We start from the raw sequence: 25137 nt of genomic DNA on the forward strand, positions 1-25137 counted from the left end.
GTCAGCCCTGGCCCTGGTACGCCTTGGCCGCCGCGGCCTCCAGCTTCGCCGCGGTCGCCTTCGGGTCCGACGGGTCGCGCAGGAAGTCCTGCAGGAGCTTCCACTCGCCGGCGCCCTTCGTGCCACCGAAGGCGGCCGGCGCCTGGTCGGACATGTCGAAGCGGACCGAATCGCCCGCCGAGACAAGGGACTTGGCGGTCGCGCGGGTGACGTCGTCGCCGTACGAGGCGGGGTCGACGTTCTTGTTCGGGGACAGGAAGCCTCCCGCCTCCGCCCACACCGCCGCGGCCTCCGGCGTCGCCAGGTACTCCAGCAGCGCCATGCCGGCCTTCTGGTTCTTGCCGTCCTTCAGGACGACGGCCGCGTCACCGCCGCTGACCACGGGCGCCTTACCGGCGCCGACCGCCGGGAAGGGGAAGAAGTTCGCGTCCTGACCGATCGACTTGCCGAACTGGTCCTTGGCGACGCCCGCGACGAAGTCGCCCTCGTAGACCATGCCCGCCTCGGGCTTGGGCCCGAACACCTTCTCCACCGAGCCCGGGAAGTCGGTGTTGAGAGCCCCCTTCTGGCCGCCCGCGATCAGCTGCTTGTCCTTGAACAGCTTGCCGAGGGTGCCGAGCGCCTCGACCACGGACGCGTCGGTCCACTTCAGCTTGTGCGCGGCGAGGGCGTCGTACTTCTCGGGGCCTGCCTGGGAGAGGTAGACGTTCTCGAACCAGTCGGTCAGCGTCCAGCCGTCCTGCCCCGCGACCGAGAAGGCGGCGAGCCCGGAGTCGGAGACGGTGTGGCCGGCCTTCAGCAGGTCGTCGTACGACTTCGGCGGCTGAACGCCCGCCTGGGTGAGGGCGTCGGGGCTGTACCAGACGGTCGACTTGTGGGCGGCCTTGAAGTAGAGGCCGTAGAGGGTGCCGTCGACGCTGCCGTAGTCCTTCCACACGGGTGCGAAGTTGGTGTCCACGGACTGCTGGGTGGTCTTGGACAGCGGCTTGAGCCAGTCGTTCTTCGCGAACTGCTGGAGCACGCCGACCTGCGGGACCATCACGACGTCGGGGGCGTTGCCGCCCTCGATCTTGCTGCCGACGACGGTGGAGACGTTGTCCCCGGTGGACGTGAACTGGGTCTTGGCGCCGGTCTTCTCGGTGAACGCGTCCAGCACCTTCTGGAAGTTCTTCTGCTCGGTGCCGGACCAGACACCGGCCACGGTGACGGTCTGGCCGCTGAGCGCCTTGTCACCGCCGCCCGCGGAGACCGGCCCGCCGCCGCATGCGGTCGCGCCGAGTGCCAGGACGAGGGCGGTGCAGCCGGTGAGCAGGGTCGTACGTCGTCGCATCATCGTTGATGTCCCTTCGGGGGGTTGGGAGTTGACGGGAGCTCGGGGCTCCTGGGGGGCTTCAGAGGTCGGCGCCGTCGCCGATCCACCACGCGGCCGTCGAACCGGGCAGCACCCCGGCCGGACAGGGGCCGCTCGACAGCAGGGGGGTGCCGGAGACCGGCGCCGGCGTGGGGGCCGTACCGAAGTTGACGGCGCAGACGAGGCCGTCACCGCGGACGAAGGCCAGGACGTCGGGCGGGGTGTCCAGCCAGCGCAGCGCGCCCTCACCCAACTGGGGCAGGGCGTGCCGGAGTTGGAGGCCGTCGCGGTACAGGTGCCAGAAGGAGCGGGTGTCGGCGAGGGCGCGGTCGGTGGCGTACTCGGCGAAGTACTCCGGCTGCGGCAGCCAGGGCTTGGCGCTCTCGGCGCCGGAGGTGAAGCCGAAGGGCGACGCCTGTCCCGACCAGGGCAGCGGCACCCGGCAGCCGTCGCGGATACGGGCCCGGCTGCCGGTGCGGTGGAAGATCGGGTCGGTGAGCACGTCGTCGGGCAGGTCGACGACCTCGGGCAGACCCAGCTCCTCGCCCTGGTAGATGTACGCGGCTCCGGGCAGCGCCAGCATCAGCAGCGCGGCGGCGCGGGCGCGGGCGGCGCCGAGGCCGCTGCCTCCGGTTGCGGGTTCGCCGTAGCGGGTGACGGTGCGGACCTGGTCGTGGTTGTTGAGGACCCAGGTGACCGTGGAGCCCGTGCCGGCGATGTCCTGCATGGCCTCGGAGATGACCTTGCGGAAGGCGCCGGCCTCCCAGGGTGCGCTGAGCAGGTCGAAGAAGAAGGCCTGGTGGAGCTCGTCGGAGCGGACGTACTGGGCGTGTTCGCGCGCGGTGGGGACGGACACCTCACCGACGAGGAGCCGCTCGCGGCCGTCGCGGGCGGTGTACGCCTCGCATATGGAACGCCACTGGCGCCACACCTCGTGCACCTCGGGCTGGTTCCAGGCGAGCGGGTTGACCGAGTCGCGGGTGCGGGCGTCGGCCTCCGGGTCGTCCGAGTCGGGCAGCTCGGGGTGCTTGTAGAGGCCGGCGGCGACGTCGATACGGAAGCCGTCGATGCCCCGGTCCAGCCAGAAGCGGAGGATCCGGTCGAACTCGGCGCCGATCTCGGGGTTGCGCCAGTTCCAGTCGGGCTGCTCGGACGCGAACATGTGCAGGTACCACTGGCCGGGCCGGCCGTCCGCCTCGGTCACCCGGCTCCAGGCCGGGCCGCCGAACATGGAGTGCCAGTTGTTGGGCGGCTCGGACCCGTCGGGGCCGCGTCCGTCGGCGAAGTGGAACCGGGCACGGGCCGCACTGCCGGGCTCCGCGGCCAGCGCCTCCTCGAACCACGGGTGCTCGCTGGAGCAGTGGTTGGGGACGATGTCGAGCAGCACCTTGACGCCGAGCCGGCGGGCCGCCGCGACCAGCAGGTCGAACTCGGCGAGGTCGCCGAAGAGCGGGTCGACGTCGCAGTAGTCGGCGACGTCATAGCCGTGGTCGTGCTGCGGCGAGGGGTAGAAGGGGCTCAGCCAGATCCCGTCGACCCCGAGCTTCTTCAGATACGGCAGTCCGGCGCGGACCCCGGCCAGATCGCCGATGCCGTCGCCGGTGCTGTCCAGGAAGCTGCGGACATACACCTGGTAGATCACCGCGTCGCGCCACCAGTGGTACTTACTCAACATGCATGCATGTTAGGTAGGCGTGTCGCAGAGATGTCAATGAATGAAACGCAAGCTACTGCCGAGTCAGGGCGCCAAATACGGACTTATAGGGGCGCCGGATCGACAGATGAGACATCGCCGTTACTTAACAAGTAACTAGCGGCTGGAGACGGCCGCCAGCTCCCGCGCCAGCCGCCGCACCGCCGCCTCGGGCGTCTCACGCCCGGTCATCGCGTCGCGCACGACCGCCTGCACCACCAGGCTCACCTGGTCGTAGCGCGGGCTCTTGGGACGTGGCGCGGCCGTGCGCACGCTCTCGCGCAGGGTCGGCAGATACGGGAACTCCCGCACCAGCTCGGGATCTTCGTACAGGTCGGCCCGTACGGGTGGCAGCGCCCCGCGGGTGAGGACCTGGCGCTGGACGCGCTCACTGGTCAGGTACGCGATCAGGCGGGCGGCCGAGTCGGAGTGCCGGGCATGTGTGCTGACGGCGAGGTTGGAGCCGCCCAGGACGCTCGTCCCCGGCCCGTCCGGGCCCGGCAGGGGGACGGCGCCGATCTTCCCGGCGACCGGTGAGCCCTTGGCCGAGGCGCCGACATAGGCGTACGGCCAATTACGGAGGAAGAGCAGGCGTCCGTCCTGGAAGGCCTGCTTGGACTCCTCCTCCTTGTACATCAGCGCCCGCTTCGGGATCCAGCCCTCACGCACGCCACGGGCGAGGAAGCCGATGCCCTCGCGGGCCGCTGTCGAGTTCACGGTGACGCGCGCGCCCTCGTCGCCGAGGATCGAGCCGCCCGCCGAATAGACGGCCTCGGCGGCATTGACCGTGAGGCCCTCGTACGGCAGGAACTGGCCCGCGTAGCCGTCGAGGCCGTACTTCGGCGCGATGGTCTTCGCGGCCCGTTCCAGTTCGGACCACGTGCGCGGAGGGTCGACGCCCTCCTTGGCGAGGATGTCCTTGCGGTAGAGGAGCAGGCCGGCGTTGGTGACGTACGGGACCGCGTACAACTGCCCGTCGTAGGTTGCCGTGTCCACGACCGGCGGCAGGAAGGTGTCCAGCGGGAAGCGGTCGCGCGTCAGTGGACGGATCCAGCCCTGCGCCGCGAACTCCGAGGTCCAGCTGACGTCGATGTTGAGGACGTCGAAACGGCTGCGGTCGCCGCCGCGCAGGTCGGTGGTCATCTGCGCGTGGGTCTCGTCGGCGGAGTCGGGCAGCTCGACGAGGGTGACTTTTTCGCCGGGGTGGGTGCGGTTCCAGCCGTCCAGGACGGAGCCGAGATAGCCGGTGAGGTCGCCGGCAGTGGCGAGGGTGAGCGGCCCGCGACCGCTCGCCGCGGCCTCTTCCGCCCGCGCTCCGGAGGTGACGTAGCCGGTCATGACCACGACGAGGACGAGGAGGCCCCTACCGGCGGCATGTATCCACCGCATAGGTTCCTCCTTGCACACCGGCCCCGGTCATCGTCGCCCTGGGTCAGAGGCCATGTATACCTGTTAGGTATGCGCGATACTAGGCCTCGCGGCACATTACCCAGATGCGAGGAGGAGAGCACGAGTGCGGCTGCCCCTCCTGGCCCTGCTCGCACGCGGACCGGCCCACGGGTACGAGCTCAAGCAGGACCTTGAGCAGACGCTGGGCTCCGCGTACCCTCAGCCGAACGTCGGCCAGATCTATGTGACCCTCGGCCGCCTCGAGAAGCAGGGACTGATCGAGGGCGAGGACGTCGAGCAGTCCAGCCGACCCAACAAAAAGGTCTACCACCTCACCGACGCCGGGCGTGAGGCGCTGCGCGCCTGGTTCGAGGAGCCCGAGGACGAGCCGCGGGTACGGGACGAGTTCTTCATGAAGCTGGCCCTCGCCCCGCAGACCGGTCTCGCCGAACAGATCGCCCTCATCAACAGACAGCGGCGCCAGTACCTGAACACCATGCGTCAACTGTCGAAGCTGGCCGCCGCCGAGGACCGGGACAACCGCATCGCCCACCTGCTGATAGAGGGCGCGATGCTGCATCTGCAGGCCGACCTCGACTGGCTGGAACGGTGCCAGGAAGAGCTGGAGGAGCTGGAGTGAGCGACGATTCCACTCCTGTGCTGCGCGCGGAGGAATCTGCGCCGCGCACCGAGAGTCCCCTGCTGCGCGCCGAAGGCCTGGTCAAGACGCATTACGGCGAGGGCGCTCCGGCGCATGCCGTGCGGGGCGTTGATCTTGCCGTCCGGCAGGGCGAGTTCGTGGCCGTCACCGGTCCGTCCGGTGCCGGTAAGTCGACCTTGCTGCATCTGCTCGGCGGACTGCAGCGACCCGACAGCGGCAGCATCTGGCTGGACGGCGAGTGCGCCGATGCGTGGAGCGAGGCCCGCTGGGCGGTGCAGCGAAGGAAGCGCATCGGGATCGTCTTCCAGTTCTTCAACCTGGTCTCCGACCTGTCCGTCGCCGACAACGTCGAGCTGCCCGCGCTGCTGGCCGGCGTCCCGCCGAAGCGGGCCCGCGCCGAGCGGGCGGAGCTGCTGGGCGAGCTGGGCCTGGCGGGCAAGGAGCGGAGCATGCCGGGCGAGCTGTCCGGCGGCGAACAGCAGCGCGTCGCACTGGCCCGCGCGCTGGTCAACCGTCCCCCGCTGCTGCTGGCCGACGAACCCGCCGGCAGCCTGGACAGCAAGGGCACCCGCGAGGTGATGCGGCTGCTGTCCCGCTTCCACCAGCGCGGCCAGACGATCGTGCTGGTCACGCATGACGCCCGGCTGGCGAGCGCGGCGGACCGCGTCATCAGCTTCTTCGACGGCCGCATCGCCGACGACGCCGAACTGGACGGCGGCCCCCCGCCGCGCCGGACGGGGATATCGGGTGTGCTGGAGCTCAAGGACTGAGATGCGGCTGTACGACCGTCGGCCACCGAGCCGCTTGAACGCACGCGAGTCCTGGCGCCGGGCCGAAGCGCGGGTGCCCGGGTCCGCCGTAGGCGAGCCGGCCCGCCCGGTCGCCCCCCGCGAGCGGAGAGGCTGACGTCGTGCGAGCCACCCTGCGCTGGGCGCACTCCGATCTGCGTACGCACCGCGGCGAGGCGCTGTTCCTCGTGTTGGCCACGGCCGGGATCGTCGTGTCGCTGTTGCTGGCCACGGCGCTGTTCGGCTACGCCACCAACCCCTGGCAGCGCGTCTTCACCCAGGCGCACGGCGCGCACGTCTGGCTGCACACCGGCGCCTCGGCCGATACCGGGAAACTGGCCGAGCTCGACGGCGTCGACTCCGTCGCGGGCCCCTACCCCACCGCCTCCGCCACCCTGGCCTCCCGCGGCACCCGCGCCTCTATCGAGCTGCGCGGCATGCCCGACCGCCCCTCCGTCGACCGCCCGCTCCTCACCTCCGGCCACTGGCTGAACCCCGCGAACCCCGACGGCGTCGTCCTGGAGAGCCGCCTGGCCCGCGCCCTCCTGGCCGCCCCCGGCGACACCCTCACCCTGCCCGGCGCCCACCGGACCCTGACCGTCCTCGGCGTCGCCGACAGCGCCGAGCCGCGCTACCGGCCTGGCGAGCAGCCGGGGCTGGTCTGGGCGCCGCCGGCCGCCGTGCGCGATCCGGGCGGCCAGGTGATCGGACTGCGCCTGGCCGACCCCGACGACACGGACTACGCCGTCCAGCGCGCCGTGACCGTACTGGGCGCCGGCGCGGTCAGCGAGGTCTCCACCTGGAAGCAGGCGCGCGCCGAGGCACAGGGCGACAACCGGCTGCTGGGACAGGTGCTGGGCCTGTTCGGGCTGGGCGCCCTGGTCGCCGCCGGGCTCGCCGTGCACGGGGCGATCGGCACCCGTATCCGCGGCCATCTGCGGGACATCTCGGTACTGAAGGCGATCGGCTTCACCCCGGGTCAGGTGGTCCGCGTCTTCCTGCTCCAGCACCTCGCCTACGCGCTGCTGGGTGCGGTGGCCGCCGCGGCCGTCATCCAGGCCCTGGGCAGCCGGATCCCCGGGCGGCTCGGGGACGCGGTCGGGGTGTGGCAGGGGCTGCCCGGGCACAGCGTGGCGCTGTTCGTGGTGCCCGTGGGCGCGGTGCTGTTCATCGGCGCGACCACGGGGCTCGCCGCGTGGCGGGCGGGACGTGTGCCCCCGGTGCCGGTGCCGCGGCCCGCGGCTCCGCTCGGCGGGCGGCTTTCCGGCGTGGCCCGGCAGGCGCTCGGGCTGCGGCTGCCGCCCGCGCTGGTGCTGGGCTGGCACCGGGCGTTCACGCGTCGCCTGCGGTCCCTGGCCACGGTCGCCCGGCTCGCGCTGCCGCTGCTGCTGATCGTGGTCGCGATGAGCGCGTGGACCACCATCGACCGCTTCGACAGCAGGCCCGACCAGATCGGTCTGCCGACCGCCCTCACCGTCCACGCCGACTCCGGCCTGCCCGACCGGGACGCCCGCACGCTGCTGGAACGCGACCCCCAGGTCGCCGCCGCCTACCCGGGCGTCGAGGTGGCCGCCCTGGTCCCGGACCAGAAGGGCACGATCGCCCTGCGCGGTCTCGGCACCCACGAGGATCCCTACCCGTACGCCCTGGCCGAGGGCCGTGCCGCCCAGGGCCGCGACGAGGCCGTGGCCGGACAGGGCCTGCTCGACCTGCTGGACGTGAAGGTCGGTGACTGGGTCCGGATGACCGTCGGCGACCAGCCGCAGATCCTGCACATCGTGGGCCGCAGCATCGAGCCCGAGAACGCCGGCCGGGTCATCTCCACCTCGCTCGACACCCTGCGCGAGAACGACCCGGGCCTCGGCCCCACCCTCTACGAGCTAAGGCTCCGACCGGGCGCGCAACCGTACGAGGTCGCCGACCGCCTCGCCACCGCCGGACACGGGCGCCTGGACGTACACGCCGTACCGAACCCCGCCGACGGCCTCTCCCCGCTGCGCGGAGTCGTCGTGGGCCTGATCGCCGTACTGGCCCTGATCGGGCTCATCGAACTGCTGACCGCGATCGGCGGCACCGTCCGCGAGAGCGAGCGCGACCTGCTGGCGCTCAAGGCCATCGGCCTGTCCCCCCGCCAGATCACCGCGATCACCGTCACGTCCACCGCCTGCACCGCCCTGGCCGCGGTCGTCCTCGGTACGGCCCTGGGTACCCCCCTCGCGCACTGGCTGATCGACGCCCAGGGCAGATCGAGCGGCATCGGCGCCGGCATCGCCCAGAGCCCGTCCGCCGCTCTCCTGCTGCTGCTCGGCGCGGCGGCGGTCACGGGAGCGGCCGCCCTCGCCGCCGTCCCGGCCTCCCGCGCGGCCCGCCGCAGGCTCGCGGACACACTGAGCGCGGTCGCCTGACCGACGGCGGGGCCGACGGGTTCCTGATCCCGGGGTCAGCCGCCGTAGGGGCCGGGGCCGTGGGGCCGCTGTGGGTTGTACGGGGGCGACGGGTTGTACGCCGGCTGCGGCCCCGGTGCGTAGGGGTTGCCCTGCGGGGGCGGCGCGTAAGGGTTGCCCTGCGGCGGTACGAAGCCGTTCGGTGCGTACGGCGGTGGCGGCGGGGTCGGTGTCGGTGTCGGCAGGGTGGCCGGGTGGGCCGCCAGCCGGATGCCGTACCGGGTCCGGAGCCGGCCCATCTCCAGCAGGGCGATGCCCGTGACCGTCACGGGCGCGCCCAGGATGAAGACGACGCCCATCACGAGGCCGAGGCCGTGCAGGTCCCCCGTGAAGAGATCGGGGATGGCCATGAGCCAGGTCGTCACCGCGGCGAGCAGCGGCGGCAGACAGCGGTGCACGGCAGCGGTGCCGAAGAAGTTCCCCGAGATCCGGTAGGCACCGGCGATCACGAAGAAGCCCATCCAGAGCCCGACGACGCTGAACAACAGGCTCCCGAGAACTCCTAGGGAGCCGCCCAACTGGAAGATCGCCACCGTCCCGAGCGCCGAGCCGATGAACAGCAGCAGCAACTTCAGCGACCTGACCAGCGGCTCCCGTAGCTGCCCCACCGTGCCCGCGCCGGAACGCCGCCAGATGTGGAGCATCACGCCGACCGTGAGCGGTGTGATGAACAGCAGGACGACACACGCGGTCGCCGCGTTGTCCAGCATCTCGTCGAAGGCGAACCCGCCCTCGACGAAGGTGTAGACCCCGAACGCCGCCACCGCACCGGCGATGACACGCGCCTTCTTGAGCGCGTCCACCGACGGATCCAGTGAGTCCGGGATCCAGGTCGGGTGGAACACCGCCCGCGCCACGTGATGGGGCTTCAGGAACGAACGGGCGGTCAGCGTGCCGCCGGTCCAACTCCCGTATGGATTCGTCAACTTGCACTCCCCCGAGTGATCGCGCTCATGATCGCCGAGGGAGTCTACGGGAAGCGGACGACCGCGCGCCGCCCGCTTTCCGTATCCGTGATCACTGCCGGCCGCGCAGCTCCCGGTACTTGGCGACGAGCGCCTGCGTCGACGCGTCCAGCCCCGGTACCTCGGCGCCTTCGGTCAGCGCGGGCTCGACCCGCTTGGCGAGGACCTTGCCGAGTTCGACGCCCCACTGGTCGAAGGAGTCGATGTTCCACACCGCGCCCTGTACGAACACCTTGTGCTCGTACAGGGCGATCAGCTGACCGAGCACGGACGGGGTCAGCTCGCGCGCGAGTACCGTGGTCGTCGGGTGGTTGCCCTTGAACGTCTTGTGAGTCACCAGCACCTCCGGCACCCCTTCCGCACGCACCTCGTCCGGCGTCTTGCCGAACGCCAGCGCCTGCGTCTGCGCGAAGAAGTTCGCCATCAACAGGTCGTGCTGCGCCTTGAGTTCGTCGCTCATCTCGGCGACCGGCTCGGCGAAGCCGATGAAGTCCGCCGGGATCAGCTTGGTGCCCTGGTGGATCAGCTGGTAGTACGCGTGCTGCCCGTTGGTGCCCGGCGTGCCCCACACGACCGGCCCGGTCTGCCAGTCGACCTCCCGCCCGTCCCGGCCGACGTACTTGCCGTTGGACTCCATGTCCAGCTGCTGCAGATACGCCGTGAACTTGGACAGGTAGTGGCTGTACGGCAGCACGGCGTGCGACTGGGCGTCGTGGAAGTTGCCGTACCAGATGCCCAACAGGCCGAGCAGCAGCGGCACGTTGGACTCGGCGGGCGCGGTGCGGAAGTGCTCGTCGACGATCCGGAATCCGTCGAGCATCTCGCGGAACCGGTCCGGGCCGATGGCGACCATCAGCGAGAGCCCGATGGCCGAGTCGTACGAGTAGCGCCCGCCCACCCAGTCCCAGAACTCGAACATGTTGACCGTGTCGATGCCGAAGCCGGCGACCTTCTCGGCATTCGTCGACAGTGCGACGAAGTGCTTGGCGACAGCTTCCTGTCCCGCCTTCAGCTCACCCAGCAGCCAGTTGCGGGCCGAGGTGGCGTTGGTGATCGTCTCGATCGTGGTGAACGTCTTGGACGCGATGATGAACAGCGTCTCGGCCGCGTCCAGGTCGCGGGTCGCCTCGTGCAGGTCGGCGCCGTCGACGTTCGACACGAAGCGGACCGTGAGGCCGCGGTCGGTGTAGCTGCGCAGTACCTCGTACGCCATCGCCGGGCCGAGATCGGAGCCGCCGATACCGATGTTGACGACGTTCTTGATGCGCCTGCCGGTGTGCCCGGTCCAGGCGCCGGAGCGGACCCGCTCGGCGAAGGCGGCCATCTTGTCCAGGACGGCGTGCACACCCGGGACGACGTTCTCCCCGTCGACCTCGATCACCGCGTCACGCGGCGCGCGCAGCGCGGTGTGCAGGACGGCGCGGTCCTCGGTGGTGTTGATCTTCTCGCCTCGGAACATGGCGTCCCGCAGCCCGAACACGTCCGTCGCGACGGCCAGCTCGCGCAGCAGGCGCAGGGTCTCGTCGGTGACGAGGTGCTTGGAGTAGTCGATGTGCAGGTCACCGACCTGCAGCGTGTACCCCGCACCGCGCCTCGGATCAGCGGCGAACAGCTCCCGCAGCTGCACCTCGCCGAGCTCCTCACGGTGCTTGGCCAGCGCGGTCCACTCGGGCGTCTGGTTGAGCCTGGTACGGCCGTCTGCGTTCATGTCCGACTTCAGCCTTCTTTCGTGCCTGTCCCAGCTGTTCCAACCTAGTTGATCAGCGCGGGGCGTGAGCCGTCGTGGCGTCGTCGTCCGACGCAACAACAGGTACGTCCGGCTTGCGCACAGGTATCAGCGCGGTGAGGGCGAGCACGAAGAAGCCGGCCGTGAGCAGGGGCGGCGTGTTGAGGCCCCAGGCGGTGGCGACGGCACCGCCCAGCAGGGCGCCGAGTGGCACCCCGGCGAAGGCCAGGGTCCGGAAGGCCGAGGCCACCCGGCCCAGCAGCTCACCAGGGCTGCGCTGCTGCATGAGCGTCGTCGTGTTGACGTTCCACACCATGCCCATGAGCCCGAAGACGACCAGGGCGGCCACCAGCACCGCCAGACTGCGCACGGTGCCCATGACCACGAGGGTCGCGGTCTGCACCGCACCGGCGAGCAGCACGGCCCGGATCGTGCCCAGCCGCTGCACGATCCGGCCGTTCATCACTCCCCCGGCCAGACCTCCGACGGTGAACGCGGCGCCCGCCGCCGCGTACCCCACAGAACCGGCGTCCAGCCACCCGGTCACCAGGACGACCAGGGTGGCGAGCTGGGCGCCCATGCCGATGTTGCACAGCGCGGTGGCGGCGCACAGGCCCCGCAGGTCCCGGTCGCGCCACAGGGTGCGCAGTCCCTCCCCGATCTCCCGGCGCAGGGTGCTGCCCGCCGGTGCCGGCTTTCGTTCGGGCGCCTCGATCCGCAGCGAGGCCACCAGGGCGGCCGCCACCAGGTAGGTACCGGCGTCGGCCGCGAAGGGAACGGCGGCTCCCACTGCCAGCAGTACCGGCACGACCGGCCCGCCCACCAGTCCGCCGGCGATGCGCTGGCCGGTCATCAGGCGGGCGTTCGCGCTGCCGAGGGCGTCATGGTCCACCAGCGAGGGGAGCAGGGCCGTCGCGGCGTTGTCGAACAGCGTCTGGAGTGCGGTCAGGGTGAAGGCCAGTGCGATGAGCAGTCCGATCGAGGCGTGCCCGAGCGCCACGGCCACCGCGAACGCGCCGACCAGCAGGGCTCGTAACGCATCCACCGTCCACATCGCGCGCCGCTGGTCCACCCGGTCGGCGACGGCGCCGCCGAGCAGCCCGAAGACGATCCACGGCAGATAGCCACAGGCGGTGACCGCGGCGATCAGCAGCGGCCGGTCCGTCAGCGTCACGGCAAGGAGCGGCAGGGCGGCCGTACGCAGGGAATCACCGAAGCTGGAGAGCACGGCGGCGCTCCACAGCCGTCCGAACCCCCCGCGCCACGCAGGCGCACGCACTCCCCCGGTCTCAGCCGTCGCCACAACTCCCCCTCGGTCCATCGATGCAGAAGATCGATACACAAACCGTAGAGGGCACCACTGACAATCGGCCTCGGAGCAGGAGTCGACCACCGGCGAACCGGTGCGTCCAACAGGTCCGGCCAGGCACCCACAGGCACCTGGCCGGTCCTCAACTCCTAGATCTCGCCGCGCAGTTTGGCGAGCGCCTCGGCGAGGATCGCCTCGCCGTCCGCGTCGCTGCGCCGTTCCCGTACATACGCCAGGTGCGTCTTGTAGGGCTCGGTGCGCGGCGGGTCCGGCGGATTGTCCCGGTCCTGTCCGGCGGGAAAGCCGCAGCGCGGGCAGTCCCAGGTGTCGGGAACCTGCGCGTCGCTGGCGAAGCTGGGCTGCGTCTCATGCCCGTTGGAGCACCAGAAGGAGATGCGCAGCCGGGGCGCGGACTCGCCCCGCTCGGCCTCGCCCATCGGCCCCGCCCCGACCCGGCTTCCTCGGATCGCGTTGCCACTTGCCACGGTCGTAACTCCCTGCGTGATGGTGCCGCAAAGCGAGTCGGCGTTTCGCTTCGCTGCGAGCGCCTCAGTCTACGTAAGGCCCAACGCGCGTCCAGTGATTGGAGTTACATAGCCCCCACACCAAGACGCAAGCCCCATGATAGGCCGCGCTCAGCTGCGCGTACCGGACATGGGGCCTTACGTGCGGAATGTGCGTGCCGGTCAGTTGTTCACCTTCATCAGGATGCCGAGCACGACAATGCACGCGAACCACAGCAGACCGACCACGATGGTGATCCGGTCGAGGTTGCGCTCGGCGACCGAGGAGCCGCCGACGGACGACTGCATGCCGCCACCGAACATGTCGGAGAGGCCGCCGCCCTTGCCCTTGTGCATCAGCACCAGCAGCATCATCAGCAGGCTGAAGACGATCAGGGCGATCGAGAACCCCAAAACCACGGCTGGACCAACTTCCTCGGATTCGGATGACGACGGGGGTCGAAGCCCTTTTTGTGAGCCTCATGCTCACATTCCAAGCCCCGACCCCCGCAAGGGTACGACGAATCGCCGTTACCGCATACTCACTGGTCGCGGAACCGCACGATCTTGACGAACTCGTCGGCGTCCAGCGAGGCACCGCCGACCAGGGCGCCGTCGATGTCGGCCTGGGCCATGATCTCGGCGACGTTGCCGGACTTCACGGAGCCGCCGTACTGGATGCGGACCTTGTCGGCCAGCTCCTGCGAGTACAGCTCGGCGAGCTTGCCGCGGATGGCGGCGCAGACCTCCTGGGCGTCCTCGGCGCCGCAGACCTTGCCGGTGCCGATGGCCCAGACGGGCTCGTAGGCGATCACGATGGTCTCGGCCTGCTCGGCCGGGAGGTCCTTCAGACCGCCTTCGACCTGGGCGAGCGTGTGCGGGACGGCGTTGCCGGCCTCGCGGACGTCCAGCTCCTCGCCGACGCACATGATCGGGGTGAGGCCGTGCTTGTAGGCGGCCTTGACCTTGGCGTTGACGATCTCGTCGGTCTCGGCGTGGTACTGGCGGCGCTCGGAGTGGCCGATCGCCACGTAGGTGCACTTCAGCTTGGCCAGCATCGAGCCGGAGATCTCGCCGGTGTAGGCGCCGGAGTCCTGGGCCGAGATGTCCTGGGCGCCGTACTTGATCTTCAGCTTGTCGCCGTCGACCAGGGTCTGCACGGAGCGCAGGTCGGTGAAGGGCGGCAGGACGGCGACCTCGACGGCCTCGTAGTCCTTGTCCGCGAGGGCGAAGGCGAGCTTCTGGACGTGCGCGATGGCCTCGAGGTGGTTGAGGTTCATCTTCCAGTTGCCCGCCATCAGCGGCGTGCGCGTGCTCATAGAGAGTCAGTCCTCCAGTGCGGCGAGGCCGGGGAGCGTCTTGCCCTCGAGGTATTCGAGGGAGGCGCCGCCACCGGTCGAGATGTGGCCGAATGCGTTCTCGTCGAAGCCCAGGGTGCGGACGGCCGCGGCGGAGTCGCCACCGCCGACCACGGTGAAGCCCTTGGAGTCGACGAGGGCCTGGGCGACCGCCTTGGTGCCCTCGGCGTAGTCGGGGTGCTCGAAGACGCCCATGGGGCCGTTCCAGAAGACGGTGGCGGCGTCGGCGAGCTTCGAGGCGTACAGCTTGCGGGTCTCCGGACCGATGTCCAGGCCCTCCTGGTCGGCCGGGATGGCGTCCGCGGCGACGGTCGTGGGGTTGGCCGGGGCCTTGGTCTTCAGGTCCGGGAACTCGGTGGAGACCAGGACGTCGACCGGCAGGACGATCTCGACGCCGTTCTTCTCGGCGCGCTCCATGTACTCGGTGACGGCCGGGATCTGGTCCGCCTGGAGGAGGGAGATGCCGACCTCGTAGCCCTTGGCCTTGAGGAAGGTGTACGCCATGCCGCCGCCGATGAGCAGCCGGTCGGCCTTGGCGAGCAGCTGGTCGATGACGGCGAGCTTGTCGGAGACCTTGGCGCCGCCGAGCGCGACGACGTAGGGCCGCTTGACGTCCTCGGTGAGCTTCTTCAGGACGCCGACCTCGGTGGCGATGAGGTGGCCGGCGTAGTGCGGCAGGCGGGCCGGAAGGTCGTACACCGAGGCGTGCTTGCGGTGCACGGCGCCGAAGCCGTCACTGACGTAGACGTCGGCGAGGGCGGCCAGCTGGTCGGCGAAGGCGCCACGCTCGGCGTCGTCCTTGCTGGTCTCGCCGGCGTTGAAGCGGAGGTTCTCGACGACCGCGACCTGGCCGTCGGTGAGGCCCGCGACCGTGGCCTGGGCGGACTCGCCGACCGTGTCGGTCGCGAACGCCACGTCGGCGCCGAGGAGTTCACCGAGCCGCGCGGCGGCCGGTGCCAGGGAGAAGGCGGGGTCCGGGGCGCCCTTGGGGCGGCCCAGGTGGGAGGCGACGACCACGCGGGCGCCCGCCTCGGCCAGCGCCTTGACGGTGGGCAGTACGGCGCGGATACGGCCGTCGTCGGTGATCGTGGTGCCGTCCAGCGGCACGTTCAGGTCGGCGCGGACGAAGACCCGCTTGCCGGCGACGCCTTCGGAGAGAAGTTCGTCGATCGTCTTCATGAAGGGGGCTCCTGAGAAGGGCTCGTGATCGCTCGGAAACGCTCGTGATCCAACAGGTCTGATCTGCACGTGAGTCAGGGCTCGGGCGACGCGTCCCTGCGCCGCCCGAGCCCTGCTCTCACATCAATGTGCCTGCTCTGGATATCAGAGCTGGTTGCCGACGAAGACCGTGAGGTCGACGAGGCGGTTGGAGTAGCCCCACTCGTTGTCGTACCAGCCGAGGATCTTCACCGAGTTGCCCTCCTGGACCATGGTCAGGGAGGAGTCGAAGGTGCAGGAGGCCGGGTCGCTGACGATGTCCGAGGAGACGATCGGGTCCTCGGTGTACGACAGGTAGCCCGCCAGGTCGCCGTCCTCGGACGCCTTCTTGAACGCGGCGTTGACCTCGTCCTTGGTGACCTCGCGCTGCAGCTGCACGACCAGGTCGGTGGCCGAACCGGTCGGGACCGGGACGCGCATCGCGATGCCGTCCAGCTTGCCCTTGAGCTGCGGCAGGACCAGGGCGGTCGCCTTGGCGGCGCCGGTGGTGGTCGGGATGATGTTCTCGGCGGCGGCGCGGGCACGACGCAGGTCCGAGTGCGGGAAGTCCAGGATGCGCTGGTCGTTGGTGTACGCGTGGACCGTCGTCATCAGGCCCTTGACGATGCCGAAGTTCTCGTCGAGGACCTTGGCCATCGGCGCCACGCAGTTGGTGGTGCAGGAGGCGTTCGAGATGACGTGGTGGTTCGCCGGGTCGTACTTGTCCTGGTTGACACCCATCACGATGGTGATGTCCTCGTCCTTGGCCGGAGCCGAGATGAGGACCTTCTTGGCGCCGCCGGCGAGGTGCTTCGCGGCGTCGGCCTTCTTCGTGAAGATGCCCGTCGACTCGATGACGATGTCGACGCCCAGCTCGCCCCACGGGATGTCGGCGGGGTTGCGCTCGGACAGCACCTTGATGGTGTGGCCGTCGACGGTGATCGTGTCGGCGGTGTGGGTGACCTCCTGCTTGAGGCGGCCCAGGATGGTGTCGTACTTCAGCAGGTGGGCGGTGGTCGCGGTGTCACCCAGGTCGTTGACAGCCACGATCTCGATGTCAGCACCCTGCTCCAGCAGCGCGCGGAAGTAGTTGCGACCGATACGACCGAAGCCGTTGATGCCTACGCGGATCGTCACGAACCGATCTCCTCGTTGGTACGCCGGCTATGCGGTGCCGGCGAGCTCTATTTGGGATGTCCCCGACCGCCTACGACCCTACCTCTCTGAAGCCGCCGTGGTGACATCCAGATGCCCCATACACGGCACGGCGGTCCGTACCCGCCAGTAGGGGTACGGACCGCCCCGGCCTGAAGCCCGGATCACTCGTTTTGGTCACCGTGCGTCGTGCACGGTTGACCTCGGCGTGTCACTCGTCAAGTGAGTCGAGGGCCCTTCCGATGAGCGCCGTACGGTCGGCCGCCGCGGTGACGTGTTCCAGGCCGAAGCCCAGCAGCACCGTGTCGTCCGTGGTGACCGCTCCATAGGTCTGGAACAGCGCTCCGGTGCGCGCCCAGTCCTTGAGGACGGCCGGACTGCCCGCGGGCGGTCCGGTCACGCTCCAAGAACCGAGCGACGTCTCGAAGCCCTCGGTCTGGGTGGCCGTGCCGCCGACGACGAGCGAGGCCTCGTCGGCGAGGACGCCGTGGCCTCCCGTGCTCGGGTCGGTGACGTAGCCGATCGAGACCTCGACCGACTTTCCGGCGTACGCGCTCAGGTCGAACTCGACCTGCTTCCAGCCCTCGGAGGCGCCGGTGAGCGCGTTCCACTGGCCGCTGCTGCCGCTCGCGGTGCAGCCGCTGGTGGCCACGGTGAGGTAGTGGGCCAGCCAGGGGTGCTCGCCCACGTAGAACCCGGCCTCGCAGTCCGCCGGCACGGTGGTGCTGGTGGCACCGCCCGCCTCGGGGAGTGTCGTCCAGTCCTGGGCCCCCGTGGTGTGGGCCTCGACCAGGACGTTGTCGTAGCCGGGCTCGACGTCCCACAGCAACTGGGTGCGCAGGCTCGGCTTCTGCGCCGCGCTCACCCCGGTGAGGTCGACGGTCCTGGTCAGCCGCTTGTAGGCGTCGTCGGTGTGCACGGCGGCCGCCATGGAGGAACCCGCGTACGGCCCGTACGGGTTGACGGTCCCGGCGAACTGGCCGGCGCCCGCGCTGGCGAACTGCGGGTGCGTGGCGGCAGGGAGCTCGTCCGAGGTGACGCTGTAGGTCCCGGCCTTGTCGAGCAGGTTGCCGGTGGCGTCGCCGAGCGCTCCGGTGAAGCCGCCGAGCTTGCCGGAGCCGGTGAAGCCGGTGGCCCCGGGGAGCGACGTACGGGAGTAGGCGCCCAGGTAGTACTGGCTGAAGTCGTCGGACAGGGTGCCGCCGCCGAGGTCGACGTTGCCGCCGGCCTGCTCGCCCGCCTCCATCAGCTTGCCGCCCTCGTTGAGGTAGGCGCGCAGCTGGAGCTGGGTGGCCTTGCCCGGGACGTTCGCGCCGGTGTAGTGGACCGCGGTGTCGAAGTGGCTCAGCACGCCGAGCGCGTCGGGCGCGCCCTGAGCGGCGACGTCCCAGACGATCGCCCTGTGGCCGTTGGCCTTGAGCGCGTCGACGTACTTCTGCGCGTGCGTGGCGGTCGCGCCTTCCTCGGCGACCACGAGGACGTCCGCGCGCGGCCGTTCGGCGACCGTGTACGTGAAGTGCTCGCTGGAGGTGGGCTTTCCGCTCTTCGTCTCGCCGGTGAACCACACCTCGACCTTGTCGCCCCGGTCGCCGTCCGCGACCTTGGCCCGGTACTCGTCGAAGTAGAGGTTGTCGTCACCGCCGTACGTCTCACCGCCCTTCCAGGGCCGCAGCGCCATGTCCTGCGTACGGCCGCCGTTGACGCGGTACTTGAGCTCCTTGTCGCGCACGGACTTCCGTACGACGACGGAGACCTCCTGGTCGGCGCCGCGGGAGTACGACGTGGTGAACGGCGCCGGCGTGAAGTCGGCGGCTTTCAGACCGACCGACGAGGCCGGCTGGTCGGGGCGCACGGCGGACTCGGCGACGGAGAGCGCGAACGGGACGTTCTTGGCGAACTCCTGCTGGATCAGCTTCTCGTCGTCCGGGAAGTTGAAGACCGACTGGCAGTCCCGCGCGTTCCACTGGTCGTTCGGGTCGATGTTCGACGCGGTCTGGCAGGTCGACATCTCGGGCGTGAACATCGCTATGCCGTTGACGTTCGAGGCGTGGCCGTCGGCCTCGCCGTTCGTCGTGTACAGCTCCGAGGAGACCTGCGGGTGGTAGCCGGGGACCGCGGGGTTGTCCGGCGTGCCGGCGAGCGACTTGTAGAGGACGTCGTCCGGGGTGTCGGTGGCGACCTGCCAGCCGACGCCGTAGAGGATGAGCTCGGCCGCGGAGTGGTAGTTGATGCCGTAGTCGAAGCCGATACGTCGCTCGAAGGCGTCCAGCGCCTTGGTCTCGGGCTCGGAGGCCGGGGACGCGCCGCGGTAGGTCTCGCTGGTGGGGTTGGGGGAGGAACCCTCGTCGTCGTAGCCCCACTTGTAGGTGAAGTTGCGGTTGAGGTCGACGCCGTCGCCGGTGCTGATGGCACCATCGCCGTTGATGTCGCGCAGGTTCTTGCGCCACAGGCGGGTGCTGGAGCCCTGGAAGGTGTAGTCGTAGCCGTCGGGGTTGGCCGAGGGGACGAACCACAGCTCGGTCGAGTCGACGATCTTCTTGACGCGTTTGTCCGTCTTGTAGTTGTCCAGGTAGTAGTGCATCAGGCGCCGGGTCATCTCCGGCGTGATCCACTCGCGCGCGTGCTGGTTGGAGACGTAGAGGACGGAGGGCTTGGCGCCGTCTTTCGTCTTCTTGGCGTTCTTGGTGAGCTTGAGCGCCAGGATGTCCTGGCCGTTGATCGTCTTGCCGATGGAGACGACCTTGGTGAGGCCGGGGTTCTCCTGCCCGGTCCGGACGATCTCCTCCTTGAGCCCCCCGCTTCCGCTGTACGGGCGGTACACGCCCTCGGCGGCTTTCTCGGTGCGAGCCTCGGCCTTGGCGGAGAGGTCGTGCTCGGTGAGCTCGACACCCTTCTTCTCCAGCTTCTTGGCCTGGTCGTCGGTGAGGTAGACCTCGACGGTGGCGGTGCCCTTCTCGGGCGCCTGCTCACTGAGTTCGTGGCCGTCCTGGCCGGCCGCCAGCAGCAGGGGTACCTGCTTCTTGGTGACCTCGGCGCGGAAGACCTTGACTTCGTTCGGGTCGGTTTCTTGTGAACTTCCCGGTTGTGCCTGGGCGATGGGTGCGATGCTCGCTCCGCCTATCAGGAGCGCACCGGCAGCGAGGATCGATCTCGCTCTGGGTCTCATGAACCCCCCTAGCAGTGATTCGCCACAGTGACGAATGACTGCCAGGCTCATGCCACTTCACGGTCCAGTCAAGAGTGCCGCAAAGACTGACAAATACCGGTGCCGACGTCCCAAGTGGACGTCGGCACCGGCAGGTTGACGATCTTTCACGTCAGCCCGCGAGGTTGTCCGCCAGCTCCTCGGAGAGGTTGGCCTCCGTGCCAGGAATGCCGAGGTCCTGGGCCCGCTTGTCGGCCATGGCCAGCAGGCGGCGGATACGGCCGGCGACGGCGTCCTTGGTCAGCGGCGGGTCGGCGAGCGCGCCCAGCTCTTCGAGGGAGGCCTGCTTGTGCTCCATGCGCAGGCGTCCGGCGGCGGCGAGGTGCTCGGGGACCTCGTCGGCGAGGATCTCCAGGGCGCGCTGGACCCGGGCGCCGGCGGCGACGGCCGCGCGCGCGGAGCGGCGGAGGTTGGCGTCGTCGAAGTTGGCGAGGCGGTTCGCCGTGGCACGCACCTCGCGGCGCATCCGGCGCTCCTCCCAGGCCAGCACGGACTCGTGCGCCCCGAGCCGGGTCAGCAGGGCGCCGATCGCGTCGCCGTCCCGGACGACCACGCGGTCCACGCCGCGCACCTCGCGGGCCTTGGCGGCGATCGACAGCCGGCGGGCCGCGCCGACCAGCGCGAGCGCGGCCTCGGGGCCCGGGCAGGTCACCTCCAGGGAGGACGAGCGGCCGGGCTCGGTGAGCGAGCCGTGCGCCAGGAAGGCGCCGCGCCAGGCGGCCTCGGCGTCGCAGGTCGCCCCGGAGACCACCTGCGGGGGCAGGCCACGGATCGGGCGGCCCCGCCCGTCGACCAGGCCGGTCTGGCGGGCCAGCTGGTCACCGCCCGCGACCACGCGCACGACGTAGCGCGAACCGCGGCGCAGCCCGCCCGGCGCCATCACGATCAGCTCGGAGCTGTGGCCGAAGATCTCCAGGATGTCCCGCTTGAGCCGACGGGCCGCCATCGCGGTGTCCAGCTCCGCCTCGATCACGATGCGTCCGCTGACCAGGTGGAGGCCGCCGGCGAACCGCAGAATGGCGGAGACCTCCGCCTTCCTGCAACAGGTCCGGGTGACGGGGAGCCGGGAGATCTCATCCTTCACCGCTGCCGTCATCGCCATGGGCCGATCCTTCCATGCATCCGAAAAATACGGTCGTACGCGGCGGCGAGGAGCTCCGGGTCGTGCCGGGGCGTCCCGTCCGTCCGGGCCACCGGGGCCAGCTCGACCGCAGCACCGAGCCGCTTGGCGGCCTCGGTGAGCACATCCCGGTCGGGCACGGCGGCCTCGTCGGCCAGCACCACGTCCAGGGCGAGTTTAGGGGCGTGTCGTCCCAAAACCTCCAAATGACGCTGCGGGGAGAAGCCTTCGGTTTCTCCCGGCTGCGGGGCGAGGTTCAGGGAGAGTACCCGGCGCGCCTTCGTCTCAGTGAGGGCGTCCAGGAGTTCCGGCACGAGCAGATGCGGGATGACCGAGGAGAACCAGGAGCCCGGGCCGAGCACCACCCAGTCCGCGTCCCGGACTGCGGCGACGGCCTCCGGAACGGCGGGCGGGTCGTGCGGCACGACGTGCACCGACTGCACCTCGCCGGGGGTGAGGGCGACGTTGGCCTGCCCGCGGACGGTGTCGACGGCCTCGGGCAGGTCCGGGTCGTGGCCCTTGACCAGGGCCTGCAGTTCCAGCGGTACGGCGGACATGGGCAGCACGCGCCCGTGCGCGCCGAGCAGCTTGCCGACCAGGTCGAGGGCCTGGACGTGGTCGCCGAGCTGCTCCCACAGGGCGACGATCAGCAGATTGCCGACCGCGTGGTCGTGCAGGTCGCCCTTGGAGTGGAAGCGGTGCTGGATGACGCGGGCCCAGGTCTGGCCCCAGTCGTCGTCGCCGCACAGCGCGGCCAGCGCCTTGCGCAGGTCGCCGGGCGGCAGCACACCCAGCTCGTCGCGCAGGCGCCCGCTGGAGCCACCGTCGTCGGCCACGGTGACGACGGCGGTGAGGTCGCCGGTGATCCGGCGCAGCGCGGCGAGCGAGGCGGACAGGCCCATGCCGCCACCGAGGGCGACGACCTTGGGCTGGGCGCCGCGGCGGCGCGGCCTGGCACCGCGGGCCTCGGCGGGCCGCCCGGCCCGCGACTCGGGCACCGCCCGGCGCAACCTGCTCAGCCGCGGAGTACGTCCCGTCATTCCCGTCCCATGTCCCGGTGTACGACCACCGTCTCCACGCCCTGGGAGGCAAGGCGTGCTGCGAGCTTCTCGGATGTGGCGACCGAGCGGTGCTTGCCGCCGGTGCAGCCGACCGCGATCGTCACGTACCGCTTGCCCTCCCGGCGGTATCCGGCCGCGATGAGCTGGAGCAGCTCGGAGTAGCGGTCGATGAACTCCTTCGCGCCGGGCTGGTTGAAGACGTACGCCGACACCTCCTCGTTGAGGCCGGTGAAGGGGCGCAGCTCCGGGACCCAGTGCGGGTTGGGCAGGAAGCGCATGTCCACGACCAGGTCGGCGTCGACCGGGAGGCCGTACTTGAAGCCGAAGGACATGACCGTCGCCCGCAGCTCGGGCTCCTCCTCGCCGGCGAACTGGGCGTCCATCTTGGCCCGCAGCTCGTGCACGTTGAGGCTGGAGGTGTCGATCACCAGGTCGGCGTCGCCGCGCAGCTCGCGCAGCAGCTGGCGCTCGGCGGCGATGCCGTCGACGATGCGGCCGTCGCCCTGGAGGGGGTGCGGGCGGCGCACCGACTCGAAGCGGCGCACCAGGGCGTCGTCGGAGGACTCCAGGAAGGCAATCCGGCGTGTGACGCCCCGGGTGTCGAGTTCGGCGAGGGACTCGCGGAGGTTGTCGAAGAAGCGTCGGCCACGGACGTCGACGACCACCGCGATCCGCGCCACATTGCCCTGGGAGCGGGCGCCGAGCTCCACCATGGTGGGGATCAGCGCGGGCGGAAGGTTGTCGACGACGAACCAGCCGAGGTCCTCCAGACACTTGGCGGCCGTAGAGCGGCCGGCCCCGGACATGCCGGAGATGATCACCAGCTCGGGGATGACCGCTTCGGGGACCCCGGCTGTCTCGATGCCCGTACTCACCTGTGCTCCGTCTTCCTGGGGTGCGTCCTGCTGGGTGAGATCCTCGCCGGTCTTGTTGTGGGTTTCCTGAGCTTCTTGATCTCGCTCACCTGTGGGCTGTGTGTCGTGCTCGCTCATCTCTCCTGCCCCCGTCGTTCGTCCGGGGCACCCGCGGACACGGGCTCCCCCGAGGTCTCCGCCGTCGTATCGGATTCCTCGTCTTCCATGATCTCTCCAGTCGCCGTGTTCACGGCGGGTGCGGCCGGGGCGGCCTGGGCGAGAGCCACGGCGATCGTCTCGGCCGTCTTGCGACCTATACCTGGAACCTCACAGATCTGGTCGATTGTCGCGGATCGCAGCTTCTTCACCGAACCGAAGTGCTTGATCAGCGCCTGCTTGCGAGTCTCACCGAGGCCGGGGACGTCGTCCAACGGGCTCGACCGGAAACGCTTGGCGCGCTTGGTGCGCTGGTAGGTGATCGCGAAGCGGTGGGCCTCGTCCCGGACGCGCTGGAGCAGATAGAGGCCCTCGCTGGTGCGGGGCAGGACGACCGGGTCGTCCTCGCCGGGCAGCCAGACCTCCTCCAGGCGCTTGGCGAGGCCGCAGACGGCGATGTCGTCGATACCTAGGTCGTCCAGGGCCCGCTGGGCGGCCGCGACCTGCGGCTGCCCGCCGTCGACGACGACGAGCTGCGGCGGGTAGGCGAAGCGCTTGGGGCGGCCGTCGTCGTCCTTGAGGCCGTTGGCGAGGGGGACGGAGGAGGCGTCGGTGAGCGGGTCGGACTCGGCGTCGGTGAGGGGACCGGGCGAGGTGTCACCGAGGGTGTTCTCGCCGTCGGCCCACTCGCCCGTCTTCTCCTTCTCGGCGAGGTAGCGCTTGAAGCGGCGGGTGATCACCTCGTGCATGGAGCGGACGTCGTCCTGGCCCTCGAAGCCCTTGATCTGGAAGCGGCGGTACTCGCTCTTGCGCTGCAGCCCGTCCTCGAAGACGACCATGGAGGCCACGACGTCGTCGCCCTGGAGGTGCGAGATGTCGTAGCACTCGATCCTGAGCGGGGCGCTGTCCAGGTCGAGGGCGTCGGCGATCTCCTCCAGGGCACGCGAGCGCGTGGTCAGGTCGGAGGCGCGCTTGGTCTTGTGCAGGACGAGCGCCTGCTGGGCGTTGCGCTCGACGGTCTCCATGAGGGCGCGCTTGTCGCCGCGCTGGGGGATGCGCAGCGAGACGTTGGCGCCGCGGCGCCCCGACAGCCACTCCTGCACGGGCTCCACGGGGTCGGGCAGGGCCGGGACCAGGACCTCCTTGGGCACCGCGTCCCCGGTCTCCTCGCCGTAGAGCTGCTGGAGGGCGTGCTCGACGAGGGCTCCGGTGGTGATCTCCTCGACCTTGTCGGTGACCCAGCCGCGCTGGCCGCGCACCCGGCCGCCGCGGACGTGGAAGATCTGCACGGCCGCCTCCAGCTCGTCCTCCGCGACCGCGATGAGGTCGGCGTCGGTCGCGTCGGCGAGCACGACCGCGTTCTTCTCCATGGCCTTCTTCAGGGCCTCGATGTCGTCGCGCAGGCGGGCGGCCCGCTCGTACTCCATCTCGTCGGCCGCTTCCATCATCTGCCTCTCTAGGCGGCGCAGATACGTGCCCGTGCGGCCGGTCATGAAGTCGCAGAACTCGTCGGCCAGTTCACGGTGCTCCTCGGCGGAGACGCGGTCCACGCAGGGGGCGGAGCACTTGCCGATGTAGCCGAGCAGGCAGGGGCGGCCGGTGCGGCGGGCGTTCTTGAAGACGCCGGCCGAGCAGGTGCGCACCGGGAAGACGCGCAGGAGGAGGTCGACGGTGTCACGGATCGCCCACGCGTGCGCGTACGGCCCGAAATACCTGACGCCCTTCTTCTTGTGACCGCGCATCACCTGCACACGCGGGTACTCCTCGTTCATCGTCACCGCGAGATACGGGTAGCTCTTGTCGTCGCGGTACTTGACGTTGAACCGGGGGTCGAACTCCTTGATCCAGGAGTACTCCAGCTGCAGGGCCTCGACCTCTGTGGACACCACGGTCCACTCCACGGACGCGGCCGTGGTGACCATCGTGCGGGTGCGCGGGTGCAGGCCCGCCAGGTCCTGGAAGTAGTTCGCCAGGCGCTGGCGCAGGCTCTTCGCCTTTCCGACGTAGATCACCCGGCGGTGCTCGTCACGGAACCTGTACACCCCGGGAGAGTCCGGGATCTGTCCCGGCTTGGGGCGGTAGCTGGAGGGATCGGCCATGTCTCACACCCTACTGGCGAGCGCTGACAGTCCGGCGGGGCTGTGGACAACGCCGGAGCGTCCGGGTCCAGCGGTCCACGACCCGGGCCACGTCGGGCGGCGG

General features: G+C 70.2%; 19 protein-coding genes. 3 read left to right on the top strand and 16 right to left on the bottom strand.

What is annotated here, in order from left to right; translation table 11 throughout:
• Position 1: 1 nt before the first annotated feature.
• From PBV52_RS10855 to PBV52_RS10865, 3 genes are all read right to left on the bottom strand, one after another.
• Positions 2-1333 carry an ABC transporter substrate-binding protein gene (locus PBV52_RS10855; protein ID WP_274238102.1) on the bottom strand — a complete coding sequence of 444 codons (1332 nt, stop codon included), beginning with the start codon at positions 1331-1333 and terminating at the stop codon, positions 2-4.
• 58 nt (positions 1334-1391) lie between these two features.
• Positions 1392-3026: a glycoside hydrolase family 13 protein gene (locus tag PBV52_RS10860; RefSeq protein WP_274238103.1), complete on the bottom strand. Its 1635-nt coding sequence runs from the start codon at positions 3024-3026 to the stop codon at positions 1392-1394.
• A gap of 135 nt (positions 3027-3161) precedes the next feature.
• A complete protein-coding gene (locus tag PBV52_RS10865; protein WP_274238104.1) occupies positions 3162-4433 on the bottom strand; it encodes an ABC transporter substrate-binding protein in 1272 nt (423 codons plus the stop codon).
• A gap of 124 nt (positions 4434-4557) precedes the next feature.
• On the opposite strand from PBV52_RS10865, the gene PBV52_RS10870 reads away from it, so the two are divergent.
• The 3 genes from PBV52_RS10870 (at position 4558) to PBV52_RS10880 (ending at position 8287) form a co-directional block, all read left to right on the top strand.
• Positions 4558-5073, top strand: coding sequence for a PadR family transcriptional regulator (locus PBV52_RS10870; protein ID WP_274238105.1), 516 nt, complete (start codon positions 4558-4560; stop codon positions 5071-5073).
• The gene (locus PBV52_RS10875; RefSeq protein WP_373921845.1) at positions 5070-5864 is read left to right on the top strand and encodes an ABC transporter ATP-binding protein; all 795 of its coding nucleotides are present in this window, start codon (positions 5070-5072) and stop codon (positions 5862-5864) included. The genes PBV52_RS10870 and PBV52_RS10875 overlap by 4 nt, the downstream gene beginning before the upstream one ends.
• Before the next feature lie 140 nt (positions 5865-6004).
• Complete coding sequence (locus tag PBV52_RS10880) at positions 6005-8287, top strand: ABC transporter permease (protein ID WP_274238106.1); 2283 nt, start codon at positions 6005-6007, stop codon at positions 8285-8287.
• Between the two features lie 35 nt (positions 8288-8322).
• Here PBV52_RS10880 and PBV52_RS10885 read toward each other — a convergent pair whose 3' ends face one another.
• From PBV52_RS10885 to uvrC, 13 genes are all read right to left on the bottom strand, one after another.
• A complete protein-coding gene (locus PBV52_RS10885; RefSeq protein ID WP_274238107.1) occupies positions 8323-9252 on the bottom strand; it encodes a DUF3824 domain-containing protein in 930 nt (309 codons plus the stop codon).
• A gap of 91 nt (positions 9253-9343) precedes the next feature.
• The gene (gene pgi, locus PBV52_RS10890) at positions 9344-10999 is read right to left on the bottom strand and encodes a glucose-6-phosphate isomerase (protein WP_274238108.1); all 1656 of its coding nucleotides are present in this window, start codon (positions 10997-10999) and stop codon (positions 9344-9346) included.
• Positions 11000-11051: 52 nt separating this feature from the next.
• A complete protein-coding gene (locus tag PBV52_RS10895) occupies positions 11052-12338 on the bottom strand; it encodes an MFS transporter (RefSeq protein WP_274238109.1) in 1287 nt (428 codons plus the stop codon).
• 137 nt (positions 12339-12475) lie between these two features.
• A complete protein-coding gene (locus tag PBV52_RS10900) occupies positions 12476-12811 on the bottom strand; it encodes an RNA polymerase-binding protein RbpA (RefSeq protein WP_003957010.1) in 336 nt (111 codons plus the stop codon).
• Positions 12812-13012: 201 nt separating this feature from the next.
• Positions 13013-13249, bottom strand: coding sequence for a preprotein translocase subunit SecG (gene secG, locus PBV52_RS10905; protein WP_274238110.1), 237 nt, complete (start codon positions 13247-13249; stop codon positions 13013-13015).
• Positions 13250-13371: 122 nt separating this feature from the next.
• Positions 13372-14148 carry a triose-phosphate isomerase gene (gene tpiA / locus PBV52_RS10910; protein WP_274238111.1) on the bottom strand — a complete coding sequence of 259 codons (777 nt, stop codon included), beginning with the start codon at positions 14146-14148 and terminating at the stop codon, positions 13372-13374.
• A 6-nt stretch (positions 14149-14154) separates the two neighbouring features.
• Positions 14155-15366 (bottom strand): phosphoglycerate kinase, encoded by a 1212-nt coding sequence (gene pgk, locus PBV52_RS10915; RefSeq protein WP_274238112.1) that lies wholly within the window; start codon positions 15364-15366, stop codon positions 14155-14157.
• 144 nt (positions 15367-15510) lie between these two features.
• Complete coding sequence (gene gap, locus PBV52_RS10920; RefSeq protein WP_274238113.1) at positions 15511-16521, bottom strand: type I glyceraldehyde-3-phosphate dehydrogenase; 1011 nt, start codon at positions 16519-16521, stop codon at positions 15511-15513.
• A gap of 229 nt (positions 16522-16750) precedes the next feature.
• On the bottom strand, positions 16751-19705 hold the full coding sequence (locus PBV52_RS10925) for a M14 family metallopeptidase (protein WP_274238114.1): 2955 nt from the start codon (positions 19703-19705) through the stop codon (positions 16751-16753).
• Between the two features lie 151 nt (positions 19706-19856).
• A complete protein-coding gene (gene whiA / locus PBV52_RS10930) occupies positions 19857-20846 on the bottom strand; it encodes a DNA-binding protein WhiA (protein ID WP_031477421.1) in 990 nt (329 codons plus the stop codon).
• On the bottom strand, positions 20837-21904 hold the full coding sequence (yvcK, locus tag PBV52_RS10935; protein ID WP_274238115.1) for a uridine diphosphate-N-acetylglucosamine-binding protein YvcK: 1068 nt from the start codon (positions 21902-21904) through the stop codon (positions 20837-20839). Before yvcK ends, whiA begins: the two co-directional genes overlap by 10 nt.
• Positions 21901-22917: an RNase adapter RapZ gene (gene rapZ, locus PBV52_RS10940; protein ID WP_274238116.1), complete on the bottom strand. Its 1017-nt coding sequence runs from the start codon at positions 22915-22917 to the stop codon at positions 21901-21903. The genes yvcK and rapZ overlap by 4 nt, the downstream gene beginning before the upstream one ends.
• On the bottom strand, positions 22914-25034 hold the full coding sequence (gene uvrC / locus PBV52_RS10945) for an excinuclease ABC subunit UvrC (protein WP_274238117.1): 2121 nt from the start codon (positions 25032-25034) through the stop codon (positions 22914-22916). Before uvrC ends, rapZ begins: the two co-directional genes overlap by 4 nt.
• Between the last annotated feature and the right edge of the window lie 103 nt (positions 25035-25137).

The sequence above is a fragment of the Streptomyces sp. T12 genome (genome assembly GCF_028736035.1).
Taxonomy (GTDB): Bacteria; Actinomycetota; Actinomycetes; order Streptomycetales; family Streptomycetaceae; genus Streptomyces.